Source organism: Pseudomonas sp. LTR0, assembly GCF_036630035.1.
In the GTDB taxonomy this organism is placed as follows: Bacteria; Pseudomonadota; Gammaproteobacteria; order Pseudomonadales; family Pseudomonadaceae; genus Aquipseudomonas; species Aquipseudomonas putida_Y.
The window spans coordinates 4,653,396-4,678,850 of record NZ_CP123734.1 but is presented as its reverse complement, the minus strand read 5'-3'; the positions used below and the strand labels follow the sequence as shown (position 1 = coordinate 4,678,850).

23 protein-coding genes are annotated in these 25,455 nt (G+C 61.6%); 15 read left to right on the top strand and 8 right to left on the bottom strand.

Annotated elements, in window-relative coordinates; all coding sequences use genetic code 11:
• Positions 1-773: 773 nt before the first annotated feature.
• The 5 genes from QCL51_RS21470 to dksA form a co-directional block, all read right to left on the bottom strand.
• Positions 774-2,216, bottom strand: a complete 1,443-nt coding sequence (locus QCL51_RS21470; protein ID WP_338444202.1) for a sigma-54 dependent transcriptional regulator — start codon at positions 2,214-2,216, stop codon at positions 774-776.
• A 4-nt stretch (positions 2,217-2,220) separates the two neighbouring features.
• Entirely contained in the window at positions 2,221-5,196 is a 2,976-nt protein-coding gene (locus tag QCL51_RS21465; RefSeq protein ID WP_252460777.1) for a sensor histidine kinase, read from the bottom strand.
• Positions 5,180-5,356, bottom strand: coding sequence for a hypothetical protein (locus QCL51_RS21460; protein WP_003250005.1), 177 nt, complete (start codon positions 5,354-5,356; stop codon positions 5,180-5,182). The genes QCL51_RS21465 and QCL51_RS21460 overlap by 17 nt, the downstream gene beginning before the upstream one ends.
• Before the next feature lie 245 nt (positions 5,357-5,601).
• Positions 5,602-6,489, bottom strand: coding sequence for a tRNA glutamyl-Q(34) synthetase GluQRS (gene gluQRS / locus QCL51_RS21455; RefSeq protein ID WP_338444898.1), 888 nt, complete (start codon positions 6,487-6,489; stop codon positions 5,602-5,604).
• Positions 6,490-6,552: 63 nt separating this feature from the next.
• Positions 6,553-6,999 (bottom strand): RNA polymerase-binding protein DksA, encoded by a 447-nt coding sequence (gene dksA, locus QCL51_RS21450; protein WP_003250009.1) that lies wholly within the window; start codon positions 6,997-6,999, stop codon positions 6,553-6,555.
• A 210-nt stretch (positions 7,000-7,209) separates the two neighbouring features.
• Here dksA and QCL51_RS21445 point away from each other — a divergent pair, with 210 nt between their 5' ends.
• Together QCL51_RS21445 and sfsA are read left to right on the top strand one after the other, a co-directional pair.
• Positions 7,210-8,382 (top strand): pyridoxal phosphate-dependent aminotransferase, encoded by a 1,173-nt coding sequence (locus QCL51_RS21445; protein WP_021784784.1) that lies wholly within the window; start codon positions 7,210-7,212, stop codon positions 8,380-8,382.
• Positions 8,382-9,095: a DNA/RNA nuclease SfsA gene (gene sfsA / locus QCL51_RS21440; RefSeq protein WP_021784783.1), complete on the top strand. Its 714-nt coding sequence runs from the start codon at positions 8,382-8,384 to the stop codon at positions 9,093-9,095. Before QCL51_RS21445 ends, sfsA begins: the two co-directional genes overlap by 1 nt.
• Here the strand turns inward: sfsA and QCL51_RS21435 are convergent.
• Positions 9,085-9,402 (bottom strand): Rieske (2Fe-2S) protein, encoded by a 318-nt coding sequence (locus tag QCL51_RS21435; RefSeq protein ID WP_338444201.1) that lies wholly within the window; start codon positions 9,400-9,402, stop codon positions 9,085-9,087. The two genes, sfsA and QCL51_RS21435, sit on opposite strands and share 11 nt — an antisense overlap.
• A 147-nt stretch (positions 9,403-9,549) precedes the next feature.
• Between QCL51_RS21435 and QCL51_RS21430 the strand changes: the two genes are divergently transcribed.
• The 4 genes from QCL51_RS21430 (at position 9,550) to QCL51_RS21415 (ending at position 13,224) form a co-directional block, all read left to right on the top strand.
• Positions 9,550-10,434, top strand: coding sequence for an ABC transporter substrate-binding protein (locus QCL51_RS21430; protein ID WP_338444200.1), 885 nt, complete (start codon positions 9,550-9,552; stop codon positions 10,432-10,434).
• 50 nt (positions 10,435-10,484) lie between these two features.
• Positions 10,485-11,468 carry an iron ABC transporter permease gene (locus tag QCL51_RS21425; RefSeq protein ID WP_172402780.1) on the top strand — a complete coding sequence of 328 codons (984 nt, stop codon included), beginning with the start codon at positions 10,485-10,487 and terminating at the stop codon, positions 11,466-11,468.
• Positions 11,468-12,235: a heme ABC transporter ATP-binding protein gene (locus QCL51_RS21420; protein ID WP_021784779.1), complete on the top strand. Its 768-nt coding sequence runs from the start codon at positions 11,468-11,470 to the stop codon at positions 12,233-12,235. Before QCL51_RS21425 ends, QCL51_RS21420 begins: the two co-directional genes overlap by 1 nt.
• 104 nt (positions 12,236-12,339) lie before the next feature.
• The gene (locus tag QCL51_RS21415; RefSeq protein ID WP_021784778.1) at positions 12,340-13,224 is read left to right on the top strand and encodes a ChaN family lipoprotein; all 885 of its coding nucleotides are present in this window, start codon (positions 12,340-12,342) and stop codon (positions 13,222-13,224) included.
• A gap of 155 nt (positions 13,225-13,379) precedes the next feature.
• On the opposite strand, the gene QCL51_RS21410 is transcribed toward QCL51_RS21415, so the two are convergent.
• Both QCL51_RS21410 and QCL51_RS21405 read right to left on the bottom strand, forming a co-directional pair.
• Positions 13,380-13,682 carry a TfoX/Sxy family protein gene (locus QCL51_RS21410; protein WP_021784777.1) on the bottom strand — a complete coding sequence of 101 codons (303 nt, stop codon included), beginning with the start codon at positions 13,680-13,682 and terminating at the stop codon, positions 13,380-13,382.
• Positions 13,683-13,840: 158 nt separating this feature from the next.
• Positions 13,841-15,403: a bifunctional aminoglycoside phosphotransferase/ATP-binding protein gene (locus tag QCL51_RS21405; protein ID WP_103443762.1), complete on the bottom strand. Its 1,563-nt coding sequence runs from the start codon at positions 15,401-15,403 to the stop codon at positions 13,841-13,843.
• A gap of 115 nt (positions 15,404-15,518) precedes the next feature.
• Between QCL51_RS21405 and mrcB the strand changes: the two genes are divergently transcribed.
• The 9 genes from mrcB to msrQ all read left to right on the top strand — a co-directional run bounded on the left by mrcB (position 15,519) and on the right by msrQ (position 25,377).
• Positions 15,519-17,840: a penicillin-binding protein 1B gene (gene mrcB / locus QCL51_RS21400; protein WP_338444198.1), complete on the top strand. Its 2,322-nt coding sequence runs from the start codon at positions 15,519-15,521 to the stop codon at positions 17,838-17,840.
• Positions 17,841-17,855: 15 nt separating this feature from the next.
• The gene (locus QCL51_RS21395) at positions 17,856-18,641 is read left to right on the top strand and encodes a tetratricopeptide repeat protein (RefSeq protein WP_021784774.1); all 786 of its coding nucleotides are present in this window, start codon (positions 17,856-17,858) and stop codon (positions 18,639-18,641) included.
• On the top strand, positions 18,641-18,973 hold the full coding sequence (locus QCL51_RS21390; RefSeq protein WP_021784773.1) for a YqcC family protein: 333 nt from the start codon (positions 18,641-18,643) through the stop codon (positions 18,971-18,973). The genes QCL51_RS21395 and QCL51_RS21390 overlap by 1 nt, the downstream gene beginning before the upstream one ends.
• A 408-nt stretch (positions 18,974-19,381) precedes the next feature.
• Entirely contained in the window at positions 19,382-21,106 is a 1,725-nt protein-coding gene (locus tag QCL51_RS21385) for an acetolactate synthase 3 large subunit (protein ID WP_028697593.1), read from the top strand.
• Position 21,107: 1 nt separating this feature from the next.
• On the top strand, positions 21,108-21,599 hold the full coding sequence (gene ilvN, locus QCL51_RS21380; RefSeq protein WP_003250040.1) for an acetolactate synthase small subunit: 492 nt from the start codon (positions 21,108-21,110) through the stop codon (positions 21,597-21,599).
• Positions 21,600-21,654: 55 nt separating this feature from the next.
• A complete protein-coding gene (gene ilvC / locus QCL51_RS21375; protein WP_021784771.1) occupies positions 21,655-22,671 on the top strand; it encodes a ketol-acid reductoisomerase in 1,017 nt (338 codons plus the stop codon).
• Between the two features lie 150 nt (positions 22,672-22,821).
• A complete protein-coding gene (pssA, locus tag QCL51_RS21370) occupies positions 22,822-23,673 on the top strand; it encodes a CDP-diacylglycerol--serine O-phosphatidyltransferase (RefSeq protein ID WP_021784770.1) in 852 nt (283 codons plus the stop codon).
• 79 nt (positions 23,674-23,752) lie between these two features.
• On the top strand, positions 23,753-24,766 hold the full coding sequence (gene msrP, locus QCL51_RS21365) for a protein-methionine-sulfoxide reductase catalytic subunit MsrP (RefSeq protein ID WP_021784769.1): 1,014 nt from the start codon (positions 23,753-23,755) through the stop codon (positions 24,764-24,766).
• Complete coding sequence (gene msrQ, locus QCL51_RS21360; protein ID WP_084850154.1) at positions 24,766-25,377, top strand: protein-methionine-sulfoxide reductase heme-binding subunit MsrQ; 612 nt, start codon at positions 24,766-24,768, stop codon at positions 25,375-25,377. The genes msrP and msrQ overlap by 1 nt, the downstream gene beginning before the upstream one ends.
• The last annotated feature ends 78 nt before the right edge of the window (positions 25,378-25,455 follow it).

Sequence of the window (25,455 nt, the reverse complement as noted above, 5' to 3'; positions counted from 1 at the left end):
TAAGCTCCCCAAGAAGTCATTGCGTGCTCTTATTGTTTTTTTGCTGGGCTTCTTGTTTTTGTTGAGTGCCCTGTCCACAAATCTCGAAGCTTGTGGACGACCCCCAAACCGGGGGTAAAGAGCAAACGGATTGCTTTGGCCGCTGATGACACGTTGATCTGTCGATCCAACCAGTTCAGGCGCTGCTTTTTAGTGCAGTTTTTGTTGTTCTCTGCCTGGTTGTGGGGCAAGCCCCAAACACGCATCCTCTCCAAAAGAATCAGTTAGCTGCGCCTCCGCCGTCTTGTTTTTATTGTGCGTGAGCCGTTTCGTCTTGTTCTTATTCTGAGTTGCAGTGCTTGTTATTGTTCTTGTACCAAACATATAGCAGGTGCCGTGCCAACTTTTCAAAATCCAGTAGAATCAAGGGGTTGAGCGGGTTCCGCAATTTTTGGAAGGTCGAAAATGTCGGAATTTCGTTACCGTACGCCTCGGGGGCTGTTACGGCGGAAAGCGTGGGTAACAGATTTTTACGGGAGGTGATGTGTTACCTGGGGTGTTCCCAGGCCAGATGTGTTCGCCACACCCCGTTCAGCGCCTGTGCCATTGGCGCGCATCCCCCTCGGTGCACGACAGGATATTGAAGGGGACTCACAAGGGGCCGCGCGCCAATGGCTCAGGATTGATTGGCCCGAAACAGATGTAGGAGCGAGCTTCGCTCGCGATGCGCCGCGTGGGCGGCGCTCGATCTCACAGGCGCCGCACTTGCTGCGGCGAACACTGGGCAGGTTGAATTACTCGCTGGTAGCGTTGCTCTTGCGTCGTGGTATGCCCAGGCGTTGGCGGCGTTCCCACAGGCACTTGCGGCTGACGCCGAGCTTGCGTGCCAGTTCGGTCTCGGTCATGTGGTCCTGGTGCTCAAGCACGAAGTGCTGGAAGTAGTCTTCCAGCGACAGGTCCTCGGTCGGCTCGTGGCTCGCATTGGCCGCGCCGGCAACCACCAGGGTATTGTCGAGGAGGTCGTCCTCTTCCAGGTCGCTCAGTTCGATGTCGATGCCCAGCAGCTCGGCGGAAATTTCTGCGCTCTCGCTGAGGATCACCGCGCGCTCCACGGCGTTTTCCAGTTCACGCACGTTACCGGGCCAGCTGTAGTGGCGAATGGCTTGCTCGGCCTCGGCCGAGAAGTGCAAGTCGTCGCGGCCGATGCGAGCGCTCTGGCGGGCGAGGAAGACGCTGGCGATCTCGTTGACGTCGCTGCCACGCTCGCGCAGTGCTGGCAGCTTCAGGGCGATCACGTGCAGGCGGTAATACAAGTCTTCACGGAACTGGCCGGCCTTGGCCAGGTTTTTCAGGTCGCGGTGGGTCGCGGCAATCAGGCGCACATCGACCTTTTGCGACTGCACCGAACCTACCCGGCGTATTTCGCCTTCCTGCAGCACACGCAGCAGGCGAGCCTGGGCTTCCAGCGGCAGTTCGCCAATCTCATCGAGGAACAGCGTACCGCCATCGGCGGCTTCCACCAAGCCGGCGCGCCCGGCGCTGGCGCCAGTGAAAGCGCCTTTTTCGTGGCCGAACAGTTCGGATTCGATCAGTGTTTCGGGGATGGCCGCGCAGTTCACCGAGATCATCGGTGCCTTGGCCCGGCGAGACAGGTTGTGCAGGGCGCGGGCCACCAGCTCTTTACCGGTGCCCGACTCGCCCTGGATCAGCACATTGGAGTCGGTTGGGGCGACTTTGCGGATCTTGCTGTACATGTCCTGCATGGGCTGGCACGAGCCGATGATGCCGATTTCGCCATTGGCCGTTGCCGCGCTGCCTTTGTCGGAGGCTGCAACCTTGCCATTGCTGGCGCGTGGCTCGGCAGGCGGTGCAGCAGCCGGGGCGTTCTGCCGGTCGCGCAGAATACGCGCCACTGCCTGCAGCATCTCGTCATGGTCGAAGGGCTTGGCGATGTAGTCCACCGCGCCCATTTTCATCGAGTCCACCGCTGAGCGCAGGCTGGCGTAACTGGTCATGATCAGCACCGGGGTGCCCTGGCCGAGCTTGATCAGCTCGGTGCCGGGCGCACCTGGCAGGCGCAGGTCGCTGACGATGAGGTCGAAAGTGGCAATGCTGAAGCGTTCCTGGGCTTCCTGCACCGAGCCGGCCTCGCTGACCTGGTACTGGTTCCGCTCAAGTAGACGACGCAGGGCCGAGCGGATGATGGTTTCGTCTTCGACGATCAGAATGTGCGGCATTGATTCAATTCTCTCGACGGTCTCGAATTTCAGGGGACGTCGCTACGACATGCCGGGGCAGGGTCACGCGGATCCGGGTGCCTCGTTGCCGTTCGATATCGGCCGGGCTGTCGATGGTGATTTGCCCATAATGCTCTTCCACGATGGAATAGACCAGAGCGAGCCCCAGTCCGGTTCCTTCGCCCGGGTCCTTGGTGGTGAAGAAGGGCTCGAACAGGCGGTCCATGATGTTCTTCGGAATCCCGCTGCCTTCGTCTTCGACGATCAGGTCGACGGTGTGCTCGCTAACCTCGCTGCGCACGCGTACGGCGCTGCCGGGCGGCGAGGCGTCGCGGGCGTTGGAGAGCAGGTTGATCAGCACCTGGGCCAGGCGCTGCGGGTCGCCTTCAGCCCAATGGTCCGGGTCGCAAAGGTTGAAGAACTGTACTTCGAAATTGCGCCGGTTCAACGCCAGCAGACCGATGGCATCTTGTGCCACTTCGGCCAGGCACACAGGCTCCTCGCTGTTCTGGTGGCTGCCGCCGGCATGGGCGAAGCTCATCAGCGACTGGACGATGCGCGATACGCGCTTGGTCTGGTCAAGGATCTGGCTGGACAACTCGATGATTTCGCCATCGTCTTCGCGTTCCTCGCGCAGGTTTTGCGCCAGGCAGGCGATGCCGGTGATCGGGTTACCGATCTCGTGGGCCACGCCGGCGGCCAGGCGGCCGATACTGGCCAGGCGCTCGGAGTGCACCAGCTTGTCTTCCAGTGCCTGGGTTTCGGTAAGGTCTTCCACCAGCAGTACCAGCCCGCTGTTACCGGGGGCCAGTGGCTCGTCGATGGCTGCCTTGTGCAGGTTCAGCCAGCGCGGCTGGCCATCCAGTGCCAGGCGCTGCTTGTGCAGATGCTCGTCGGGCACGTTGATGAAGCCTTGCAGCAGGCCGCGCCAAGGCTCGTCGATGGTGACCAGGCGCGAGCCGACCACATGCTTGGCGGCAATGCCGGTGAGCTCTTCCATGGCTTTGTTCCACATCAGGATTTCCTGGTCCTTGGCCAGTGAGCAGACGCCCATGGGCAACTCCTGCAGGGTCTGGCGATGGTAGCGGCGCAGGGCATCGAGTTCGGCGGCCAGCCCGGTCAGGCGCGAGTGGTAGTCCTCCAGGCGGCTTTCGATGAAGTGAATGTCTTCGGTCACGTAGTTTTCGTTACCGGACTTGTACGGCAGGAAAGTCTCGACCATGTCCTGAGCCACGCTCGGCCCCATCAGGCCGGACAGGTTGGCTTCGATGCGGTCGCGCAGGCGGCGCAGGGCATAGGGGCGGCGTTCGTCGAACGGCAGGTAGAGGTCGCGCAGTGCTTGCTCCACTTCCTTTTGCGCGGCCTTGGCGCCCAGCGGCTTGGCCAGTTGGGTGGCAAATTCCTGCGGCGAGGCGGCGTGCAGCTCGCGGCGCTGTGGGCGGCGCACGTTATCCACGGCACAGGCTTCGGCCGCGCTGACCTCTTCGTTGCTGGCGTTGGTGAACAGCGAGATCAGGGTGAACAGCAGCACGTTGGCCGCCAGCGAGGCGATGGCTGCCATGTGCCAGCTGGTGTCGTCCAGCACATAGATCATGTCCAGCAGCGGGATGTAGAAGCCCTGCAAATTGCCGAGAAGCGGCAGCAGCATGGTCACCATCCACACCAGGGTGCCGGCCAGCAGCCCGGCGATGAAACCGCGGCGGTTGGCGGTTGGCCAGTAGAGCACCGACAGCACCCCAGGCAGGAACTGCAAGGTGGCGACGAACGCAACGATGCCCAGGTTGGCCAGGCTCTGGTGGTAGTTTTGGCTCAGGTAGAACATGAAGCCGGCGGTGATGATGGCGACGATCAGTGCACGGCGGGTCCACTTCAGCCACCGGTAGATGTTGCCTTCGGCCGGGGGCTGGTAAAGCGGCAGCACCAGGTGGTTCAGGGCCATGCCCGACAGCGCCAGGGTGGTGACGATGATCAGGCCGCTGGCTGCCGACAGGCCGCCAATGTAGGCCAGCAGTGCCAATGCCTGGTTGTTGGCGGCGATGCCCAGGCCCAGGGTGAAGTACTCGGGGTTGGTGCTGGCGCCCAGGCGCAGGCCGGCCCACAGCACCAGCGGCACGGCAAGGCTCATCAGCAGCAGGAACAGCGGCAGGCCCCAGCTGGCGCTGACCAGCGAGCGCGGGTTGAGGTTTTCGGTAAAGGCCATGTGGTACATGTGCGGCATGACGATGGCCGATGCAAAGAACACCAGCAGCAGGGTGCGCCATGGGCCTTCCTGCAGGGGGGTGTGCAGGGCGGCGAGGGCGGTCTGGTTCTGCAACAGCCAGACTTCCAGCTCGTGCGGGCCGCCGAATACGCCATACAAGGCATACAGGCCAATACCGCCCAGGGCCAGCAGCTTGATCACCGACTCGAAGGCGATGGCGAAAACCAACCCCTCATGCTTTTCGCGCGTGGCGATGTGCCGCGAGCCGAAGAAGATGGTGAACAGAATGATCAGCGTGCAAAAGGCAAAGGCCACCCGGGCCTTGACCGGCTCACCGGTAAGGATGCTGATCGAGTCGGCCACCGCCTGGATCTGCAGGGCCAGCAACGGCAGCACGCCAATCAGCATGATGATGGTGGTCAAGGCCCCGGCCCACGTGCTGCGGAAGCGGAAGGCCAGCAGGTCGGCCAGCGATGACAGCTGATAGGTGCGGGTGATCTTGAGGATCGGGTAGAGCAGCACCGGCGCCAGCAGGAATGCGCCAGACACCCCCAGGTAACAGGCAAGGAAGCCGTAGCCATACTGGTAGGCCAGGCCAACCGAGCCATAGAAGGCCCAGGCACTGGCATAAACGCCCAGCGAAAGGGTGTAGGTAAGTGGGTGGCGAATGATCGAACGCGGGATCAGCCCGCGCTCGCTGATCCAGGCCACGCCGAACAGCACCATGAGGTACCCGGCGCTGATCAGGATCATCTGGGTCAGGCTAAAGCTCATCGGCATCTCGTTGGCTCTGCAGGATGAAGGTGACGACGATCAGGATCAGCCAGAGCAGGTAGGGGCGGTACCAGGCTCCGGTCGGTTCGATCCACCAGTCCATGATGGCCGGGGAGAACAGGTAGATCCCCACGACCAGAAGCAGGACCAAACGATAGATGTACATGCTGGCCTCGATGGTTGGGCGCTGCGGGCTTGAACTTATTATTGGCGCAAATGGCAGGGGGGATGCTAGCGGGAATCCACAGTGTTAGCCAAGGGTTTGAATTTACTGGGCTTTTGTTTTTGAGAGGAGGAATGAATGTGCCGGCCTCTTCGCGGGTGAACCCGCTCCTACAGGTAAAGCGTTGCCTCTAGGTTTATTGAGGACACTGTGGGAGCGGGCGCGCCCGCGAAGAGGCTGGTAAAGGTTCAGCGCAAATCAGCCTCCGGCACCGTGGTCCGCTGCGCGATCGCTTCCGGCCGCCACTGCGTGCGCGCGACTGCCAGCACCTCTGCTGGCGTCGCCAACAGCAGTTCCGGATCCGTCTCCTGCCCCAGCGCCCGCAGTGCCCGCAGCAGCAGGGGGGTAGCGTGTTCCGCCTGCAGTGGCGGGGAACGGTACGACTTGCCCAGCTTGTGCCCATCTGGCTGCACGATCAGCGGAATATGCAGGTAACGCGGCTGTGAGAAGCCCAGCAGTTCCTGCAGGTACAGCTGGCGCGGGGTATTGTCGAGCAGGTCGGCGCCACGCACGATGTCGGTAACACCCTGCCAGGCATCGTCCAGCACCACGGCCAACTGGTAGGCGTACAACCCGTCACGACGCTGGATGACGAAATCGCCCACCTCACGCCCCAGGTGTTGCTGGTATTCACCCTGCACACGATCGGTAAAACGGTAGATCAGCTCCGGCACCCGCAAGCGGATGGCTGCCCCTTGACGGGCATGCCCGGCGTTGCGGCAAAAGCCCGGGTAAATGCCGTTGTAGCTTTCCAGTTGCTTGCGCGAGCAGGTGCAAGCGTACGCCAGGCCCATGTTGAACAGGCGGTCTACCACGGCAGCATAGGCATCGTGGCGCTGGCTCTGGAATACCACCTCGCCATCCCAGTGCAGGCCGTAACGTTCCAGCGTCTGGAGGATGGCATCGCGGGCGCCGGGCATTTCCCGGGGCGGATCGGTGTCTTCCATGCGCAGCAGCCAGCGGCCGTTGACGGCGCGGGCATCGAGCCAGGAGGCGAGGGCGGCGACCAGCGAGCCGAAGTGCAGGAAGCCGCTGGGGGTGGGGGCGAAGCGCCCGATGTAGCTGGAGTCGGTCATGGTCAGGCTGGGCATATAAATGAAACGGGGCGCATGATGCGCCCCGTTCAGGTGGAAGAAAGATCAGCCTTTGCCGACCGTTTTTTCCTTTTTCTCGGCAATTTCCTTGCAGTCGAAGCACAGGTCGGCGGTTGGGCGGGCTTCCAGGCGGCGCAAGCCGATCTCGATGCCGCACGACTCGCACCAGCCGTACTCTTCGTCCTGAATCTTCTGCAGGGTTTTATCGATTTTCTTGATCAGCTTGCGCTCGCGGTCGCGGTTGCGCAGTTCGAGGGCGAATTCCTCTTCCTGGGATGCCCGGTCTGCGGGATCTGCGAAGTTGGCTGCCTCTTCTTTCATATGGTCAACGGTCTTGTCGACGCCGACCATCAGCTCTTGCTTCCAGCCAGTGAGGATCTTGGTGAAGTGCTTGCGCATGGGCTCACCCATGTACTCCTCACCCTTGGTCTCCTGATAGGGTGCAACCCCATAAAGATTCTGGTTGGCTTTTTGCTTTTCTAGGGTGGACATGAATAGACCGCCTCTCACTCATCTGATCCAATGCGCAGGATGCTCCATCTCCGGCGACCGCCGGCCCTGCGACTGCGAGCCGCCGAACTTACCAGATAGATCGGGGGTGCGCTACCCCGCCCGATCCTGCTAATTGACACTGGCCTGAGCGGTACGTTCGGTGGTGTGCAGAGGTAGAATCTCCAGTTTAGACCCAATTGAGAGAAGGTCATGGCCCAACCCTACAGTGCGCGCAGCCGCGCCATCGAACCTTTCCACGTCATGGCGCTGCTGGCCCGGGCCAACGAGCTGCAGGCGGCCGGGCACGACGTGATCCACCTGGAAATCGGCGAGCCGGACTTCACCACGGCTGCACCCATCGTCGCTGCCGGCCAGGCCGCGCTGGCCGCCGGGCACACTCGCTACACCGCCGCACGCGGTCTGCCGGCACTGCGTGAGGCAATTGCCGGCTTTTATGGGCAGCGCTATGGCCTGAATATCGACCCGCAGCGCATCCTTGTTACCCCGGGTGGCTCCGGCGCGCTGCTGCTGGCCAGCAGCCTGCTGGTGGACCCGGGCAAGCACTGGCTGCTGGCCGATCCGGGTTACCCGTGCAATCGTCACTTCCTGCGCCTGGTCGAGGGCGGGGCCCAATTGGTACCGGTGGGCCCGGACGTTAACTACCAACTGACTGCCGAACTGGTTGAGCGCTACTGGGACAAGGACACCGTCGGCGCTCTGGTCGCTTCGCCGGCTAACCCGACTGGAACCGTGCTGGGGCGCGAAGCGTTGGCCTGCCTGGCCAAATCCACCCATGAGCGGCATGGTCATCTGGTGGTGGACGAGATCTACCACGGCCTCACCTACGGTATGGACGCGCCAAGCGTGCTGGAAGTCGACGACTCGGCCTTTGTCCTGAATAGTTTTTCCAAGTATTTCGGCATGACCGGTTGGCGCCTTGGCTGGCTGGTGGCCCCGCCCGGTGCGGTGGCCGACCTGGAGAAACTGGCGCAGAACCTGTACATCAGCGCGCCGAGCATGGCCCAGCATGCCGCGCTGGCCTGTTTCCAGCCCGAGGCGCTGGCCATTTTCGAAGAGCGCCGCGCCGAGTTCGCCCGCCGTCGCGACTACCTGCTGCCTGCCCTGCGTGAACTGGGTTTCCGCATTGCCGTCGAGCCGCAAGGCGCGTTCTACCTGTATGCCGATATCAGCGCTTTTGGCGGTGACGCATTCGCATTCTGCCGACACTTCCTGGAAACCGAGCACGTGGCGTTCACGCCGGGCCTGGACTTTGGTCGCCACCTGGCCGGGCACCATGTGCGCTTCGCTTATACCCAGAGCCTGCCGCGCCTGGAAGAAGCGGTGCAGCGTATTGCCCGTGGCCTGCGGAGCTGGCAAGGCTGATGCGTTTCTCTCCGTCACTCGAGCAGGGCCGCCTGCTGCGTCGCTACAAGCGCTTTCTGGCCGATATCGAACTGGCCAGCGGCGAGCAGATGACTATCCACTGCCCGAATACCGGCTCCATGCTCAACTGCATGCGTGAAGGTGGGCAGGTGTGGTTCAGCCGCTCCAACGACCCCAAGCGCAAGCTGCCAGGGACCTGGGAAATCAGCGAAACCCCCCAGGGGCGGTTGGCCTGCGTGAATACCGGGCGGGCCAATGCATTGGTCGAAGAGGCCCTGCGCGCCGGCACTATCACTGAACTGGCCGGTTTCACTGCACTCAAGCGCGAAGTGGCCTATGGCGAGGAAGGTAGCCGTATCGACTTTCGGCTGGAGTTCGAGGGTGCTCCGGCCTATGTCGAGGTCAAGAGTGTGACGCTGGGCTACCCCGACACTGCAGTTGCGGCCTTCCCTGATGCGGTGACTCAGCGCGGTGCGAAACACCTGCGCGAGCTGGCAACGTTGGCCCGGCAGGGCGTGCGGGCCGTGCAGCTGTATTGCGTGAACCTGACCGGTATCGACGCTGTGCGCCCGGCCGAGGAAATCGATATGGTCTACGCCCAGGCGCTGCGCGCTGCAGTAGCGGACGGGGTGGAGGTGCTGGCCTATGGCACCCGGCTGGACGCCGAGGGTATCGTCATCGATCGCCGCTTGCCGGTGCTGCTTACCCCTTGAACCAGATGCCCTGGCTGTCTTCGTGGCAGCCCAGGGGCTGCAGTTGCTCACCCTCGCAGGGCCCTGCCACGCATTCGCCGCTTTCTATCAGGAACAGCGCACCGTGATGGGCGCAGTGGATGAGGCTGGCGCTGTCATCCAGAAACGCGTCGTCTGCCCAGTTCAGTGGGATGTCCCGGTGCGGGCAGCGGTTGCGGTACAGGTACACCTGACCTTGGCGGCGTACGCCGAACAATTCGAGGCCGTCTACGCTGAAGGCGCGGCTTTGGCCCTCGGCCAGGCCGAGGGATGTACAAAGGAAGTGCATGGCAAGGATGGCTCGTGGAACATATGTTGGCTTGACGCTTCAATGCGAATAATTATCAAATTGATCGCGTTCGCTGCGCCTGGCTGTCTATGGTGCGCAGTTCCGCCGCTCGCCACAAGGCGTGTAGCCGTCTTCAGAAGGAACCCGATGATGCGCTGTCCAACTGCTTTTCTCGCTTTGTGTGCAAGCCTTGTGCTCTCTACCCAAGCCTTGGCAGCCGAGCTGCCGCAACGCTGGGTTAGCGCGGGTGGCGCCTTGAGCGAGTGGATAACCGCATTGGGGGGTGAAGCGCGCCTGGTCGGTGTGGACACTACCAGCCAGCACCCGGCCTCGTTGAAATCGTTGCCCAGTGTGGGTTATCAGCGACAGCTGTCGGCCGAAGGCATTCTCAGCCTGCGCCCGGATGTGCTGGTGGGCACCGAGGAAATGGGCCCGCCACCGGTACTGGCGCAAATCCGCAAGGCCGGCGTGCGGGTTGAGTTGTTCTCCAGCAAAGCCGAGCTGCCGGCGGTAGATGAAAACCTCAGGCATCTTGGGAAGTTGCTCGGCTCAGAGCAGCAAGCGTCCACGCTTGCAGCGGACTACCGCCAGCGGCTCGATGCGTTGCATGCCAACGTCAAGCTGGCCCAGGCCGGGCAGCAGGCTCCTGGGGTGTTGCTGCTGGTCGGCCATGCCGGGGCCAAGCCGCTGATCGCGGGGCAAGGCACTGCCGGTGACTGGCTGCTGAGCCAGGCGGGTGGGCGTAACCTGGCCGCGCACCAAGGTTACAAGAACTTCTCCAACGAAGCCTTGGCGGCGCTTGACCCGGATGTGATCGTGTTTTCCGACCGGGCGCTGGCCGATGAGCAGGCGTTGCAGGCGCTGTTGAAAGAAAACCCCGCACTGGCGGCCTCGCGGGCCGTGCGTGAGAAACGCCTGGTCTCACTGGACCCGACGCTGTTGGTCGGCGGGCTTGGGCCTCGGCTACCGGCGACCTTGCAGTCGCTGGCAGCCACCTTCTACCCCCTTGCTCAGGCCAGCTTCGCGCAATGAAACAGCGGGTCCAGCCACGTACGTTGTTCATTAGCCTGAGCCTGTTGTGCCTGTTGGCGATCTGGCTGTCACTGGCGTTGGGGCCAGTCAGCCTGCCGATGTTTGATACGCTGCGCGCTGGCCTGCGTCTGCTGGGGCTGCCTGTTTCCGAAGATGGCCTGCAGCAGGCCGAGATGATCCTTGGCCAGATCCGCCTGCCGCGCACCCTGTTGGGCTTGGCGGTGGGCGCGGTGCTGGCTCTGTCCGGGGTGGCCATGCAGGGGCTGTTCCGCAACCCGCTGGCCGACCCCGGGCTGGTAGGTGTTGCCGCCGGTGCCGCAGTGGGGGCTGCGGTTGCCATTGTTGGCGGCGCCTGGCTTGGCGGCATGCCGGATGCTTTCGCGCCTTATCTGCTGTCGTTCTGCGCTTTTGTCGGCGGGCTTGGGGTAACTGCGCTGGTCTACCGCCTGGGGCGCCGCGATGGCCAGACCAACGTTGCCACGATGCTGCTGGCTGGCGTGGCCATGACCGCGCTGGGTGGCGCGGCCGTGGGGCTGTTCTCTTACCTGGCCGATGATGCCACCTTGCGCACGCTGACATTCTGGAACCTTGGCAGCCTCAATGGCGCCAGCTATGAGCGACTGTGGCCATTGTTGCTGGTGGCGACAGGGGTTGCGGTGTGGTTGCCGCGCCGGGCCAAGGCGCTGAATGCCCTGTTGTTGGGTGAGTCTGAGGCGCGTCACCTGGGCGTTGACGTGGAGCGGCTCAAGCGTGAGCTGGTGTTCTGCACGGCACTGGGGGTTGGGGCGGCAGTGGCTGCAGCCGGGTTGATCGGCTTCATCGGCCTGGTAGTGCCGCACCTGGTACGCCTGCTGGCCGGCCCCGATCACCGTGTGGTGCTGCCAGCCTCGCTGCTGGCCGGCGGTGTGCTGATGTTGTTCGCCGACCTTGCGGCGCGGCTGCTGTTGGCGCCTGCCGAGCTGCCGATTGGTATCGTCACGGCCTTCATTGGTGCGCCGTTCTTCCTGTTCCTGCTGATGCGAGGACGCGGCTGATGTTGCAAGTAGAGGGCCTGTATCTGCGCAGGGGTAGCAATGAGGTGCTTCACGACATTCACCTGCAGTTGCCTCCGGGGCAGGTAGTGGGTGTGCTTGGTCCCAACGGTGCCGGCAAGAGCAGCCTGCTGAGTGTGCTGTGCGGTGAACTGGCGCCCGGCCGCGGGCGGGTGACGCTGCAGGGCCGCCCCCTGGCCGATTGGGCTGGGCAGGAACGGGCAAGGCGCCTGGCAGTGTTGCCACAGGTGTCCAGCCTGAGTTTCTCGTTTCGGGTCGAGGAAGTGGTCGGTATGGGGCGCATGCCTCATGGCACCGGGCAGCGGCGTGATGCGGAAATTGTCGAGGCGGCGTTGCAGGCGGCAGATGCCTGGCACCTGGTGGAGCGCAGTTACCTGGCGCTTTCCGGTGGCGAGCGGCAACGGGTGCACCTGGCCCGCGTGCTGGCGCAGCTATGGCCGGGCGAGGAGGGGGCCACGTTGCTGCTCGACGAACCGACCTCGATGCTCGACCCACTGCATCAGCACACCACCCTGGAAGCCGTACGTCGTTTCGCCGACTGCGGTGCTGCAGTGTTGGTGATCCTGCATGACCTGAACCTGGCGGCGCGTTACTGTGATCGCATCCTGTTGCTGGAGCAGGGGCGTTGCCACGCGTTTGCCACACCCGACGCGGTACTGACCCCGGCGGCACTGAAGGCGGTGTACGGTATCGACGTACTGGTGCAAGCGCACCCCGAGCGCGGGCATCCGCTGATCATCACCCGTTGATTCTCAAGCCATGCACGGCCTGTGTGGAAGCGGCCTTGTCTCGCGACAGATCCGCCCCCTCGGGGAAGGCCATTCAAATTGTGGATGACATGGAGTAACTGCCGATGCGACACCCGCTGCTGTCTGGTTTCTCGCTGTGCCTGGTACTGGCGCTGGGCGGTTGTCAGGCCAGCCTGCCGCCGTTGCCCGCCTGGCAGAGTAGCGAAGGTCGCACCCACGCCGAGCTGGGTAAGATTGTCGATCTGTCCAATGAGCAGGTCATAAGCCCCGAAAAGCTGGTGCATCGCCTGGCTGTCGCCCCCCGCGTGCTTGTCGGCGAGAAACACGACAACCCTGACCATCACGCGCTGCAGCTATGGCTGCTGCGCGCTCTTCAAAGCCAGCGTACTCAGGGCAGCCTGTTGCTGGAAATGCTGCAGCCCGAACAGCAGTCACGGGTGGACAAGCTGATGGGGCAGCCTTTGCCGGAAGACTTGCCCAAGGCGCTGGCCTGGCAGGAGGGCTGGGATTGGCAGTTGTACGGGCCGATTGTCACCGAAGCCTTGCAGCATCGGGTGACGTTGCTGGCAGCCAACCTTTCGCCCGCCGAGATGCGTCAGGCCTATCGACAACCGGCTCCGGTGCAGGGCGAAAAGTCCAATGCACCCGCGGTAAAGGCTGCCTTGCTGGAACAGGTGCGCGCCGGGCATTGCGGGATGCTGCCGGAAAGCCAGTTACCGGCGATGTTGGCCGTTCAGCAGCAGCGCGACCGGCGCATGGCCGAGCGTTTGCAGGCGGCGCCGCAACCGGCACTGTTGTTTGCCGGGGCTTACCACGTGCGCAAGGACTTGGGCATACCCTTGCATCTGGCTGACCTAGAGGCATCGGGGGAGAGCAAGGTATTGCTGCTGGCTGAGGTAGGCGAGCGAATCGAGCCTGGCGAGGCTGATTATGTGTGGTACACGGCAGCGATGCCGGAGCAGGATTATTGTGCGCAGTTGCGGCGTTGATCCTTGAAAAGCACAGGCAAAAAAAGACCCGGCAAATTGCCGGGTCAATAACCGTGATTAGCCTGATGAGGAGATAATCTGAGAGTCCGAACCAAGGTCTCTTAGCTTATCCAACCAGTCTCGCGACCAGTTGCGATAATCATAACAATTCTCATTTAGCCGTCAATCCCTTTACCCTGATTATTTTGGTTTTTCTGCGTAGGTTTTTTCGCGTCCAATTGTTGGTTGAGTGCTTCCTTGCGTTCGAGCGGCAAATCGTTCCAGTGCATGTCCAGCAGGGCGCCTTCAATGGCATACAACAGCACCTTCGATGCACGGAACCCTCGTGTTTTCACGGCCTGGTACGCACCCACCGCGCCCAGGCGGCGCAAATCCGATGCACTGTGGATGCCGGCTGCATGCAGCCACTGCGCAGAAGTCTTGCCAAGGTTCTTCAGATGCTGCAATTCATCGTTCATCGAGCCTCCTTGCGATGGCTGAACGGGAATGGGGGATAAATCGCGAGCAGGGTCAGAGAGGAGTGTAGCGGGGGTTCGGGAATACGCGGCTTTTTGCCATCGGATGATGAGCGGCCTGTGCCTGCCCTTTTGCCGGCAGGCACAGGAAGATGACGAACTTACAGGCCAGGCAATCGCTGGCGAATCTGCTCGATCACCTGGTCCATGCTGCCGGCAGTTTGGGTATCGACGCGTGTGCTGTGCACCAGCTCCTGCGCATCCAGCGCCTCACGGCCTGCCTGCTGGGCCTTGATCACCTCCAGCGTGGCATCCGACGGGTCGCTGTTTTCGGCCTGGCGCTGCTCCAGCCAACTGGCGATGACCGCCTCTGGCGCGTGGCAGTCAAGGATGAGGAACGGCACTCCGGTCTGGCTGGCAACGTCTGCCGCAGCCTGGCGCTGCTCATGCTTGAGGTAGGTGGCGTCCAGCACCACCGGGAAGCCGGCGCGCAGCACGGTCGCAGCTATCTCGTGCAGGCGCAGGTAGGTCGCAGCGCTGGCGTCCTGGTCATAGATGCCCGTGCTCAGTTGGCCGGCGTCGGCCTGTTGTTGTTCGCCGAACAGGCGCTTGCGCTCCACGTCCGAACGCACGCGCACAGCACCCAAGGCCTCGACCAGGCGCATGGCCACGTGACTTTTGCCCACCGCCGAAACGCCATGGGTGATGGCCAGCAGCCGCGACGGGATGGCACTGTAGCTTTCGGCCAGGTTGGCGTAATTGCGGTAGGTGCGCAGGGTGGTGGCACGTTGCACGCCATCAGCATCGGCCGGCATGCTGAACAGTGCGACCTTGGCCCGCACCAGCGCACGGTAGGCCTTGTAGAAGTTGAGCAGTTCCAGGCCTTCATAGTCCCCCGTCAGTTCCAGGTACTGGCTGATGAAGCGCCGGGCCAGGCATTTCAGGCCTCGGTCTTCCAGGTCCATGGCCAGGAAGGCGGTGTCGGCGTAGACGTCGGTCAGTCGGAAAGGCTCGTTGAACTCGATGCAATCGAAGATCACTACCTTGCCATCGATCAAGGTGGCGTTGCCCAGGTGGATGTCACCGTGGCACTCACGGATGAAGCCATTGGCCTTGCGCTTTTCCAGCAGGCCGTGCAGGCGCTCGAAGCTGCTGCGGGCCCAGGCCTGCAGGGCGTCGAGTTGCTGCAGATCGGCTTTGTCGCTGAGGAATGGGCGGATTTGCTCGAAGTTCTGCTCCACCGGGGCCATCACGCTGTCTGGCGTGCCCAGCGGGTGCTCCATCGGCACACGTGGGGCCTGCAGGTGAAACTCGGCAATCTGCCGGGCCATCTGGTCGATGTGCGTGGCGTTCAGCTCGCCATTGGCCTGCAGGGTGTTGAGCATCTGGCCCTGAGGGAACTGGCGCATCTTCAGCACGTACTCGATGGCTTCACCTTCGCCACCGAACTGCGGTGCGTCGACGCTACCGGTGATCGGCAGCACTTCCAGATACAGGCCTTCGGTCAGGCGCTGGTTCAGGCGCAACTCTTCGTTACAGAAATGCCGGCGCTGGTCCAGCCCGGTGAAGTCCAGGAAGCCGAAATTCATCGGTTTCTTGACCTTGTAGGCGTACTCGCCAGTGAGCAGGACCCAGGAGATATGCGTCTCGATGAGCTGAAACCCATCCACGGGGTGAGGGTACAGGGCAGGGTTCTGCAACGCAGTAATAAGAGCTTGGCTCACGGCAAATCCTTCCGGGGCAAGGGAATTCGAATGCGCCATTATGGTCAATGGTGCCGTCCCTGCCTACCGCCGGGCCGTCTGCCCAGCCTTTATAAAGTGCGTATAATCCGCCGCCATGACCCGAACCCGAAATTCCCGTACCCCTCAGAAACGCCCGACCGGCCGCTCCCGCGCCTGGCTGGGCTGGGCTTTGAAGCTCAGCCTGGTAGGCCTGGTGATAGTCGCCGGCTTCGCGGTTTACCTCGATGCCGTCGTCCAGGAAAAGTTCTCCGGCAAGCGCTGGACCATCCCGGCCAAAGTGTATGCCCGGCCGCTGGAGCTGTTCACCGGCCAGAAGTTGAGCAAGAGCGACTTCCTCACCGAGCTCGATGCCCTCGGCTACCGTCGCGAGAGCGCGGCTAACGGCCCCGGCGCTGCGTCCGTCAACGGCAATACCGTCGACCTCAATACCCGTGGCTTCCAGTTCTACGAGGGCATGGAGCCGGCGCAGTTCGTCCGCGTGCGCTTCTCTGGCGACTACGTTGCGGGCCTTTCCGGCGCCAACGGCAAGGCGCTTGACGTGGTGCGCCTGGAGCCGCTGATGATCGGCGGCATCTACCCGAAAAACCTTGAAGACCGCATCCTGATCAAGATCGATCAGGTCCCCAAGTATCTGCTCGAAACCCTGGTGGCCACGGAAGACCGCGACTTCTACAGCCACTACGGCGTGTCGCCCAAGTCCATCGCCCGGGCCATGTGGGTCAATACTTCGTCCGGTTCCATGCGCCAGGGTGGCAGTACCCTGACCCAGCAGTTGGTGAAGAACTTCTACCTCAGCAGCGAGCGCAGCCTCAGCCGCAAGCTGACCGAGGCGATGATGGCGATACTGCTCGAACTGCATTACGACAAGCGCGAAATCCTTGAGGCCTACCTCAATGAGGTGTTCGTCGGTCAAGACGGTCAACGCGCCGTGCACGGCTTTGGCCTGGCTAGCCAGTTCTTCTTCAGCCAGCCGTTGTCCGAGCTGAAACTGCATCAGATCGCCCTGCTGGTGGGCATGGTCAAAGGGCCGTCCTATTACAACCCGCGGCGTCACCCCGAGCGCGCCCTGGCGCGCCGCAACCTGGTGCTCGACCTGGTGGCCGAGCAGGGCGTGGCCAGCCAGGCAGAAGTCGATGCGGCGAAGAAAATGCCGCTGGGCGTAACCAAGCGTGGCAGCCTGGCCGACAGCTCGTTCCCGGCCTTCCTTGACCTGGTCAAGCGACAGCTACGTCAGGACTACCGCGACGAAGACTTGACCGAAGAAGGCCTGCGCATCTTTACCAGCTTCGACCCGATCCTTCAGATGAAGGCCGAAACCTCGATGAGAGAGACCTTCAAGCGCCTGGCGGGCCGCAAGGGGGCTGACGAGGTGGAAGCGGCAATGGTCGTGACCAACCCTGAGACCGGTGAAGTACAGGCGCTGATCGGTAGCCGCCAGGCAGGCTTCGCCGGCTTCAACCGGGCCATCGATGCCGTGCGGCCGATCGGCTCGCTGGTCAAGCCATCGGTATACCTGACTGCGCTGGAGCAGCCGAGCAAGTACACCCTGACCAGTTGGGTGCAGGACGAGCCATTTTCGGTCAAGGGGGCTGACGGCCAAGTCTGGCGCCCGCAAAACTATGACCGTCGCCCGCACGGCACTATCTACCTGTACCAGGGGCTGGCCAACTCGTACAACCTGTCGACCGCCAAGCTCGGCCTGGAAGTGGGCGTGCCGAACGTGATCAAGACTATTGGTCGGTTGGGGGTAAATGTCGACTGGCCAGCGTTCCCGGCCATGTTGCTGGGCGCTGGTGGCATGTCGCCGATGCAGGTGGCAACCATGTATCAGACCATCGCCAACGGTGGCTTCAACACGCCGATGCGCGGTATCCGCAGCGTGCTCACCGCCGAGGGCGAGCCGCTCAAGCGCTACCCGTTCCAGATCCAGCAAACCTTCGACCCGGGTGCCATCTACCTGGTGCAGAACGCCATGCAGCGCGTAATGCGCGAAGGTACCGGGCGCTCGGTGTACAACACCTTGCCACGCTCGCTGACCTTGGCGGGCAAGACCGGTACCAGTAACGACTCGCGTGACAGCTGGTTCTCCGGCTTCAGTCAGGATCTGCTGGCCGTGGTGTGGATGGGCCGTGACGATAACGGCAAGACACCGTTTACCGGCGCCACCGGAGCCTTGCAGGTGTGGACCAGTTTCATGAAGAAGGCCGACCCGCTGCCACTGGATATGCCGCAACCGGACAACGTGGTGCAGGCCTGGATCGACCCGTACACTGGCCATGGGTCTGATGCCAGCTGTCCGGGAGCGGTGCAGATGCCGTATATTCGCGGGAGTGAGCCGCCGGCCGGCGCAACCTGTGGCGGCGAGCAGGATCCAGTCGAATCGGTAATGGACTGGGTCAAGGGCTGGATGAATTAAGCACAGGCTGCATTGATGAGGTGTGACGTGAACAAGTGGCTGTTTCCTGCCGTGACGGCGTTGGCTGTGCTCCAGGGGTGCTCCAGCGTCCCGCGTGGCAATATTCCGGTGGTCGATTCGAGCACCCGCGTGTCCAACAGCGAGCGCGTGACGGCCAACCGCTCGGCGGGTGGCTATAACACCGGCACCGCCCAGGCGCAGACGCTGCCGGAGGATTCCGGCGTCACCGTGATGATCCCGCAGGGCGCAGGTGCTTCGGGCATCCAGACGTTCCCGGCGAACAATGGCGCAGCGCCGATCACTCCAGGGCCCATCACTCCAGGCCCTGTCAGTTCGGCACCGATGACCACCAATCCCAACCCGATTGCCGATGAACCCTTCGACATTGCCGCGATGAATAACACCCCGCAAAGCGCCAGTGCGCCCACCGGTATTCCGCGCAGCGCTGCCGCCGGTGGTCTGTCGGCCGACGAGCAACTGGACGGCCCGGTGCTGGCGTTGCTGACCACTGCGCAGACGCAGCAGGGCAGTGGCGACTTCAACGGTGCCGCCTCGAGCCTGGAGCGTGCCCAGCGTATTGCTCCGCGTGAGCCGCAGGTGCTGTATCGCCTGGCCCAGGTGCGCCTCTCGCAAGGTGATGCAGCGCAGGCCGAGCAGTTGGCGCGTCGCGCTCTGACCTACGCCAACGGCCGCCCAAGCCTGCAGGCAGAGCTATGGAACACGATCGCCCAGGCGCGTGAAAAGCAGGGTGACAGCGCTGGCGCTGCGCTGGCCCGGCAAAAGGCGCGGGTCAATTCGTGATGATCGAGCAGCGCATTCTGGATATTGCCGACCACCTGCTATTGATCGAGCGTGAACTGCAGGTGCAAGGCTGGTGGGATGACGAGCCGCCAAGCGACGAGGCGCTGGCCAGTACGGTGCCGTTCGCCGTGGATACCCTCAATTTTGAGCAGTGGCTGCAATGGATCTTCCTGCCCCGCATGAAGATCATCATCGAGCTGGGCCACCCGTTGCCCAATGCATCGAGCATCCTTGTCATGGCCGAAACCGTGTTTACCGACCGGCCGGAGCAAAGTCGTGAGCTACGGCGCCTGTTGGCAGCTTTTGATCAATTGATCGCTCCTTCCGCCTGATTTCTTCAGTTTTTCCTTCTAGGGCCGCAGATTGTGGCCCTTTTTATTGGAAATCTTCTTAATTCTGCTGCTGAAGCGATTTTTAGTGGTGGCAGGAATTCATCTTGGGGAAAAATTGGCAATAATTTTTCTTGACTTGTTGGCGCCGAATCACAAGAATCCAACTTCCGCTGTAGAGGGACTGCCAGAAGCAGACCCGCTAAGCAGATCATGAGGTGCACACCCGCGCCGACCTGTTACACCCCGCAACGCGTTACCTCGCGCTGGGTGGGAAACCCCCGCAACACTCTGGGGATCTCCCAATACTTGCTCAGTCAGTGCTGACGTTCGCTCATGCTCTGCTTGGCAGTAAACCTATTAAGACCCGTCCAGTGAGGGCGGTATTCTGGCGTTTTAGAGGTGAACAACGTGGAGCTTTTATCTGGCGCTGAGATGGTCGTCCGCTTCTTGCGTGACGAAGGCGTTAAGCACATCTACGGGTACCCTGGTGGTGCTCTCCTGCATGTTTACGACGCACTGTTCAAAGAACCGGAAGTGGAACACATCCTGGTTCGTCATGAGCAGGCGGCAACCCATATGGCGGACGGCTACGCTCGTGCCACCGGCAAGGCCGGTGTGGTACTGGTAACCTCCGGTCCTGGCGCGACCAATGCCATTACCGGCATTGCCACCGCCTACATGGACTCGATTCCGATGGTCATCCTGTCCGGCCAGGTGCCTAGCACCATGGTGGGCACCGATGCCTTCCAGGAAACCGACATGATCGGTATCTCGCGGCCGATCGTGAAGCACAGCTTCATGATCAAGAACCCGACCGAGATCCCTGAAATTCTGAAAAAAGCTTTTTATCTGGCGCAATCCGGTCGCCCAGGTCCAGTCGTGGTCGACATTCCAAAAGATATGACCAACCCGGCTGAAAAGTTTGAATACGTCTACCCGAAAAAGGTCAAGCTGCGCTCCTACAGCCCGGCGGTCCGCGGTCACTCCGGGCAGATCCGCAAGGCTGCCGAGATGCTTCTGGCTGCCAAGCGCCCGGTTGTCTACTCCGGTGGCGGTGTGATCCTCGGCGGTGGCTCCGAAGCCCTGACTGAAATCGCCAAGTCGCTGAACCTGCCGGTCACCAATACCCTGATGGGGCTGGGTGGCTTCCCGGGTACCGACCGCCAGTTCCTCGGCATGCTTGGCATGCATGGCAGCTACACCGCCAACATGGCCATGCACAATGCCGACGTCATCTTTGCCGTCGGTGCGCGTTTCGACGACCGCGTTGTAAACGGCCCGGCCAAGTTCTGCCCGAATGCCAAGATCATCCACATCGACATCGACCCGGCGTCGATCTCGAAGATGATCAAGGCCGACGTGCCGATCGTCGGCCCGGTCGACAGCGTGCTCAGCGAAATGCTCGGCATCCTCAAGGAAATCGGCGAGCAGCCTGACAAGGCGGCGCTGGATGCCTGGTGGAAGCAGATTGACGAATGGCGTGGCAATGGCGAGTTGTTCCCTTACGACAAGGGCGATGGCAACGTCATCAAACCGCAAAAAGTCATCGAGACACTGTGCGAAGTGACCAATGGCGATGCCTTCGTCACTTCCGACGTGGGCCAACACCAGATGTTTGCCGCGCAGTACTACCGCTTCAACAAGCCAAACCGCTGGATCAACTCCGGTGGCCTGGGCACCATGGGCTTCGGCTTCCCGGCGGCGATGGGCATCAAGCTCAACTTCCCGGATCAGGACGTGGCCTGTGTGACCGGCGAAGGCAGTATCCAGATGAACATCCAGGAGCTGTCCACCTGCATGCAATACGGCCTGCCGGTGAAGATCGTCAACCTGAACAACGGTGTGTTGGGCATGGTCCGCCAATGGCAGGACATGGCCTACAACGGTCGCCATTCGCACTCATACGTCGAGTCGCTGCCTGACTTCATCAAGCTGGCCGAGGCCTATGGCCATGTGGGTATCCGCATTACCAGCCTGAAAGACCTCAAGCCGAAGCTGGAAGAAGCGTTTGCGATGAAGGACCGTCTGGTGTTCATCGACATCGCGGTTGACCGCAGTGAGCACGTCTATCCGATGCAGATCAAGGATGGCTCGATGCGTGACATGTGGCTGAGCAAGACGGAGCGTACCTGATATGCGGCACATCATTTCCCTGCTGCTGGAAAACGAACCAGGTGCGTTGTCCCGTGTGGTCGGCCTGTTCTCCCAGCGCAACTACAACATTGAAAGCCTGACTGTAGCGCCGACCGAAGATCCGACCCTGTCGCGTCTGACGCTGACCACCGTTGGCCATGACGAAGTGATCGAACAGATCACCAAGAACCTGAACAAGCTGGTCGAAGTGGTCAAGCTTGTCGACCTGTCGGAAAGCGCTCACATCGAGCGTGAACTGATGCTGGTCAAGGTCAAGGCCACCGGTGCCCAGCGCGCCGAGATCAAGCGCACCACGGATATCTTCCGCGGCCAGATCGTCGACGTGACCGCCAGCGTGTACACCGTGCAGCTGAGCGGTACCAGCGACAAACTGGACAGCTTCATCCAGGCGATCGGCACTGCATCGATTCTGGAAACCGTGCGCAGCGGCGTTACCGGCATTGCCCGTGGCGACAAAGTGCTCAGCATCTAAATTTAAAAATTAGCGATGGCTCCGCAGGGGCCGAGATATAACCAGGGGTATTTTCATGAAAGTTTTCTACGATAAAGACTGCGACCTTTCCATCATCCAGGGTAAGAAAGTCGCCATCATCGGTTACGGCTCCCAGGGCCACGCTCAGGCGTGCAACCTGAAAGATTCCGGTGTAGACGTTACCGTCGGTCTGCGTAAAGGTTCGGCTACCGTTGCCAAGGCTGAAGCTCACGGCCTGAAAGTTGCTGATGTTGCTACCGCTGTCGCTGCGGCTGACCTGGTCATGATCCTGACCCCGGACGAATTCCAGGGCACTCTGTACAAGAACGAAATCGAGCCGAACATCAAGAAGGGCGCTACCCTGGCCTTCTCGCACGGTTTCTCGATCCACTACAACCAGGTTGTTCCGCGTGCCGACCTCGACGTGATCATGATCGCGCCGAAAGCCCCGGGCCACACCGTTCGTTCCGAGTTCGTCAAAGGCGGCGGCATCCCTGACCTGATCGCTATCTACCAGGACGCTTCCGGCAACGCCAAGAATGTCGCGCTGTCCTACGCTTCGGGCGTGGGTGGTGGCCGCACCGGCATCATCGAAACCACCTTCAAGGACGAAACCGAAACCGACCTGTTCGGTGAGCAGGCTGTTCTGTGTGGCGGTACTGTCGAACTGGTCAAAGCCGGTTTCGAAACCCTGGTCGAAGCTGGCTACGCGCCGGAAATGGCCTACTTCGAGTGCCTGCACGAGCTGAAGTTGATCGTAGACCTCATGTACGAAGGCGGCATCGCCAACATGAACTACTCGATCTCCAACAACGCCGAATACGGTGAGTACGTGACTGGTCCGGAAGTCATCAACGAAGAATCCCGCAAGGCCATGCGCAATGCTCTGAAGCGCATCCAGGACGGCGAGTACGCGAAGATGTTCATCTCCGAAGGTGCTACCAACTACCCATCGATGACCGCCAAGCGTCGCAACAACGCCGCTCACGGCATCGAAATCATCGGTGAGCAGCTGCGCTCGATGATGCCGTGGATCTCGGCTAACAAAATCGTCGACAAGACCAAGAACTAAGTCTTATCGAAAGATGAAAAACGCGGCTTTGGCCGCGTTTTTTCGTTCTGGCATCCCGCTTCTGGTATAAAGCAGACCAGTGGCTCGCTGTCAGAACCTGTTTCGCGGGCCCGTGTCGAACATTTTCCATCCTGTTGCAAGGTACCCTCCATGAGCGAACGTCCCGAAGAGCCGAACAAGCCCTCCGACGCCGAAAGCCTGCTACCTGTCGATGAGCACGTTGAAGAAGGGCATGACGCCGAAGGCCGTAAGGTGCGCCACCGCGGCATCTACCTGCTGCCCAACCTGTTTACCACCGCCAACCTGTTTGCCGGTTTCTATTCCATCATCAGCTCGATGAGCGCACAGAGCGCCCTGAGTGCCGGCGACCCGCGCGAGGCGAGCAAGTACTTCGCTTTTGCCGCTATCGCCATTTTCGTGGCCATGGTGCTCGACGGTCTGGACGGCCGCGTTGCGCGCATGACCAACACCCAGAGTGCCTTCGGTGCCGAGTATGACTCGCTATCGGATATGGTCGCCTTCGGCGTGGCCCCGGCTTTGCTGGCCTTCGGCTGGGCGCTGGGTGACATGGGCAAGGTCGGCTGGATGGTTGCATTCATCTATGTGGCCGGTGCCGCGTTGCGCCTGGCGCGTTTCAATACCCAGGTCGGTACCGCCGACAAGCGCTACTTCATCGGTCTGGCCAGCCCGGCTGCCGCCGGTGTGGTGGCGGGCACCGTATGGGCGTTCAGCGACTATGGCATTCAGGGCTCCAAGCTGTCGTTCCTGGTGGCGCTGTTGGTGGCTGCTGCTGGCATGCTGATGGTCAGCAACATCAAGTACAACAGCTTCAAGGAGCTGGACCTCAAGGGGCGCGTGCCGTTCGTGGCGATCCTGGCGGTGGTGCTGGTGTTTGCCGTCGTGTTCAGCGACCCTCCGCGTATCCTTCTGTTGATCTTCCTTGCCTATGCAGCATCGGGGCCGATCCAGTTCCTGCTGAAGGCACGCCGTCGCAAAGTGTGAAAATCACTTAACGCTGGAATAACCTCACGGCTCCATAGTCTTACTGGTACATCCGTTACTCAGTGCTATGGAGCCGTTCATGCTTATCAAGCTTCCCAGGTCTTCCGAGTGCAAGGCGTCGGAGATCACCCCCGAAGGCATTTACCTTTCCCGTCGTACCCTGCTGGGCGGCTCATTGGCTGGCTTGGCGCTAGGCGCATTACCGGGCGGGGTGGGCGCGGCGCAAGTGTCCCGTTATGCTGATGTGCAGGCTGGGGTCGCACCAGCCTGGTTCACTGAAAAGCTCGCGGCCACGCACTGGCAAGCGGTGACGGTGAAGGACGAGGCGATCACGCCATTCAAGGATGCCACTCACTACAACAACTTCTACGAGTTCGGGCCCGACAAGGGCGACCCGGCGGCCAATGCCGACAGCCTGAAGACCGAACCGTGGTCTGTTGTGGTGGATGGTGAGGTTGGCAAACCCGGACGCTATGCACTGGAGGACTTCGTCAAACCCTATCAGCTTGAGGAGCGGATCTATCGGCTGCGCTGTGTTGAGGCGTGGTCGATGGTCATTCCGTGGCTGGGGTTCCCTTTGGCTCAGGTGCTCAAGCAGGTCGAGCCTACTTCCAAGGCGCGTTATGTGCGTTTCGAAACGCTGAACGATCCGCAGCATATGCCCGGGCAGCGCTCAGGATTCGCCTTGATCGACTGGCCTTATAGAGAAGGGTTGCGCCTGGATGAGGCGATGCACCCGTTGGCAATTCTCGCGGTGGGTATGTACGGCCGGGAGTTGCCCAACCAGAACGGCGCGCCGTTGCGTCTGGTGGTGCCTTGGAAGTATGGCTTCAAGAGCATCAAGTCGATTGTGCGCATCAGCCTGGTAGCGGAGCAGCCCGGTACTACCTGGGAAGGGCTGGCGCCGGATGAATATGGCTTCTATGCCAATGTGAACCCTACAGTCGACCACCCGCGCTGGAGTCAGGCGCGCGAACGTCGCTTGCCCAGCGGACTGTTCAGTCCCAACGTGCGGGAGACCCAGATGTTCAATGGCTATGCTGATGAAGTGGCGTCGCTCTATGCCGGGCTCGATCTGCGGAAGAACTACTGATGCGTTACCCCTGGTTTCGTTTGGCCATCTTCGTCGTAGGCTGCCTGTTTCCGATGTGGTGGCTATATGAAGCAGCGATGAACCTGCTGGGGCCTGACCCCGGGAAGATCATGATGGACCGCCTTGGGCTCGGGGCGCTTACCTTCTTGCTGGTGACCTTGAGCATGACCCCTCTGCAGAAGTTGACGGGCTGGTCTGGCTGGATCGTGGTTCGCCGGCAGCTGGGGTTGTGGGTGTTCGCTTATATAGTGCTGCACATACTGGCTTACCTGTTTTTCATTCTTGGGCTGGATTGGGGGCAGTTGGCGGTGGAACTCAGCAAGCGGCCCTACATTATTGTGGGGGCGCTGGGCTTCCTGGGTTTGCTGGCGTTGGCGGTTACCTCTAACCGGTACAGCCAACGGCGGCTGGGGGCGCGGTGGAAGAAGCTGCATAGGTTGGTGTATGCGGTGCTTGGGTTGGGCTTGCTGCATTTCCTCTGGATCGTGCGTTCCGACCTTCGGGAATGGTCGATCTATGCGTTTATTGGGGCTGTGTTGATGGTGTTGCGGATACCTGCTGTTGCGCGGGCTCTTCCCAGGGTTGCCAGGAGGCAGGGTAGGGCGGTTTGAGAGGGGGTGGGGCTGCCACGGGCCTGTCTTGAGATAGCAATGGCTGTGGAGGGGGCCCGCCTTTGTTTCTCTGGTGTC

Bases quoted from the DNA above. Each gene is read 5' to 3' on its own strand.
- QCL51_RS21470 (WP_338444202.1), bottom strand. From the start codon at position 2,216: ATGCCGCACATTCTGATCGTCGAAGACGAAACCATCATCCGCTCGGCC.
- QCL51_RS21465 (WP_252460777.1), bottom strand. From the start codon at position 5,196: ATGCCGATGAGCTTTAGCCTGACCCAGATGATCCTGATCAGCGCCGGG.
- QCL51_RS21460 (WP_003250005.1), bottom strand. From the start codon at position 5,356: ATGTACATCTATCGTTTGGTCCTGCTTCTGGTCGTGGGGATCTACCTG.
- gluQRS (WP_338444898.1), bottom strand. From the start codon at position 6,489: ATGACCGACTCCAGCTACATCGGGCGCTTCGCCCCCACCCCCAGCGGC.
- dksA (WP_003250009.1), bottom strand. From the start codon at position 6,999: ATGTCCACCCTAGAAAAGCAAAAAGCCAACCAGAATCTTTATGGGGTT.
- QCL51_RS21445 (WP_021784784.1), top strand. From the start codon at position 7,210: ATGGCCCAACCCTACAGTGCGCGCAGCCGCGCCATCGAACCTTTCCAC.
- sfsA (WP_021784783.1), top strand. From the start codon at position 8,382: ATGCGTTTCTCTCCGTCACTCGAGCAGGGCCGCCTGCTGCGTCGCTAC.
- QCL51_RS21435 (WP_338444201.1), bottom strand. From the start codon at position 9,402: ATGCACTTCCTTTGTACATCCCTCGGCCTGGCCGAGGGCCAAAGCCGC.
- QCL51_RS21430 (WP_338444200.1), top strand. From the start codon at position 9,550: ATGATGCGCTGTCCAACTGCTTTTCTCGCTTTGTGTGCAAGCCTTGTG.
- QCL51_RS21420 (WP_021784779.1), top strand. From the start codon at position 11,468: ATGTTGCAAGTAGAGGGCCTGTATCTGCGCAGGGGTAGCAATGAGGTG.
- QCL51_RS21415 (WP_021784778.1), top strand. From the start codon at position 12,340: ATGCGACACCCGCTGCTGTCTGGTTTCTCGCTGTGCCTGGTACTGGCG.
- QCL51_RS21410 (WP_021784777.1), bottom strand. From the start codon at position 13,682: ATGAACGATGAATTGCAGCATCTGAAGAACCTTGGCAAGACTTCTGCG.
- mrcB (WP_338444198.1), top strand. From the start codon at position 15,519: ATGACCCGAACCCGAAATTCCCGTACCCCTCAGAAACGCCCGACCGGC.
- QCL51_RS21395 (WP_021784774.1), top strand. From the start codon at position 17,856: ATGAGGTGTGACGTGAACAAGTGGCTGTTTCCTGCCGTGACGGCGTTG.
- QCL51_RS21390 (WP_021784773.1), top strand. From the start codon at position 18,641: ATGATCGAGCAGCGCATTCTGGATATTGCCGACCACCTGCTATTGATC.
- ilvN (WP_003250040.1), top strand. From the start codon at position 21,108: ATGCGGCACATCATTTCCCTGCTGCTGGAAAACGAACCAGGTGCGTTG.
- ilvC (WP_021784771.1), top strand. From the start codon at position 21,655: ATGAAAGTTTTCTACGATAAAGACTGCGACCTTTCCATCATCCAGGGT.
- pssA (WP_021784770.1), top strand. From the start codon at position 22,822: ATGAGCGAACGTCCCGAAGAGCCGAACAAGCCCTCCGACGCCGAAAGC.
- msrP (WP_021784769.1), top strand. From the start codon at position 23,753: ATGCTTATCAAGCTTCCCAGGTCTTCCGAGTGCAAGGCGTCGGAGATC.
- msrQ (WP_084850154.1), top strand. From the start codon at position 24,766: ATGCGTTACCCCTGGTTTCGTTTGGCCATCTTCGTCGTAGGCTGCCTG.